This is a genomic window from Streptomyces sp. UW30 (assembly GCF_008042075.1).
Lineage (GTDB): Bacteria > Actinomycetota > Actinomycetes > Streptomycetales > Streptomycetaceae > Streptomyces.
Map to the genome: position 1 here is coordinate 1 of NZ_RDBN01000184.1, position 1931 is coordinate 1931.

General features: G+C 72.4%; 1 protein-coding gene. It reads right to left on the reverse strand.

What is annotated here, in order from left to right; translation table 11 throughout:
• Positions 1-181 precede the first annotated feature (181 nt).
• Positions 182-1931 (reverse strand): thioester reductase domain-containing protein (locus EAO75_RS45465; protein ID WP_148000966.1); only part of this gene is annotated, 1750 nt, incomplete at its 5' end.

The window sequence follows — 1931 nt, forward strand, 5'->3', positions numbered from 1 at the left end:
GAGGGCGAACCGGCGAGCCTCGCGGGCGAGGTCGTCGTCCCGCCCGACTCCTACGTACGCGACCAGATCGACGGCATCAAGGTCGACCCGCGCCTGACCAGCCAGGAGAAGCGCGCCGCCAAGCTGACCTGGCTCGCCTGGTTCGGCCTGGAGATGGGCCGCGAGGGGGTTGTCCGGAAGATCATCGGTGGTGCTCCGTGGGGGTCTGGGTGCGGCGCAGGTCGAGCAGGTCCGCGGCGGCCCGGGCGAAGGGGCCGACCAGTCCGCGGCCCATCTCCAGGCCGAACCAGGCGAGCCAGGTCAGCTTGGCGGCGCGCTTCTCCTGGCTGGTCAGGCGCGGGTCGACCTTGATGCCGTCGATCTGGTCGCGTACGTAGGAGTCGGGCGGGACGACGACCTCGCCCGCGAGGCTCGCCGGTTCGCCCTCGCGGCCGAGTTCCACGGTCAGGGCGCGGGTCTGGCGCCAGACGTCCCGGCGGGCGCGCGCGTACTTGTGACCCTCCAGCCACCAACGGCCGCCGTCGACGTCCCGCAACTCCAGCCGGTAGCGCAGGAGTTGGTGGCGCAGGCCGTGCCGGTGCGGGATGCCTTCCTCGGGGCGGATCCAGACGTCGCCGCGTTCCACCGTCAACGGCTCGGCGTGCAGGGCCGGGCAGGTGACCTCGCCGCGAACGTCGACGCGGCGGTCCGTCACCAGCTGGTGCATGCTCGCGATGGAGAGCGTGAGGGACATCGAGCAGGGAGTGTCGGGGGCGGCGTCGATCGGGCCGACGCCGCCTCGGGTGGTCTCGGAGAACCACAGGTAGGGCTGGTCGTCCTTGTGCGGGAGCCGGGCCAGGCCGTCGCCGGCGAGGCGCTCGAAGGTCTTCACCTGGGCCCGGGCGTCGTAGCGTGCGGCGGGCGCCAGACCGAGGGCTTCGACCAGGGCCGTGGTGCGGTCGGCGATGGCGGCCGGGCCCTTCAGGGTCGCCTCGCACAGCTTCAGCGCGGTGGGGCTCTGCAACACGCGGCTGAGGAAGGTCAGTTCGGGGATCGGCTCGGCCGCCAGGCGGGCCAGGGCGTCGGTGCGCCACTCGTCCCAGTCCTGTACGCGGACGTGCATGCCGCCGAACGCCATGTCCCGTACGACGTCGTCCAGGGTGTTGGGAACGCCGGTGAGGTTGTAGTCGAAGCCCCAGGCGTCCGGCTCGCAGACGACGGCGACCGCGACGCGGCTGACCCAGTCGACCGGGGCGGCGTTGAGATAGCGGAAGGCGGGCACGGTGCGGAAGCGGCCGAACGCCGAGATGAGGCCGCTGCTGAGGTCCTGGGCGTTGTAGGCGCCGGTCCTGGTGTGGCCCCCGATGCCGCCCGGGCGCAGGGCGGTGACGATCAGGCCGTGGTCGCGAGCGCGGCGCAGGGCGACTTCCGCGGCCCACTTGGTCTGGTCGTAGCCCGCGACGAGACGGTCGATGTGGGCGAGGGGGTCGTCCTCGCCCATCGACGGGATGCCGACCTCGTTGAAGACGGCGATGGAGGAGATGTGGTGCAGCGGCTTGGGGCGGCCTGTCGCGGCGAGTTCGGCCAGGGTGAGGGCGCCGATGACGTTGCTGCTGCGCAGCGACTGGTAGCCGCGCAGGAAGTCCACGGCGGCGGCGACGGAGACGACGCTGTCCAGCTCGTGGGTGAGGGTGTTCCAGAGCTCGTCGGACAGGCCCAGGTGGGGTTGGCGGATGTCGCCGGGGAGCACGGTGATGCGGCGGCGGACCTCCGACGACCAGGGCAGCGCATAGTCCTTGAGCGCCGCGCCGAGCCGGGCCACGGCCGCCTCCTCGTCGGCGGCCCGGACCAGGCAGTAGACGTGGGCGTCGCTGTGCCGCAGCAGGTCCAGCAGCATATGGCTGCCGAGGAATCCGGTGGCGCCGGTCAGCAGGATGCGGCGGGGCGGGAGG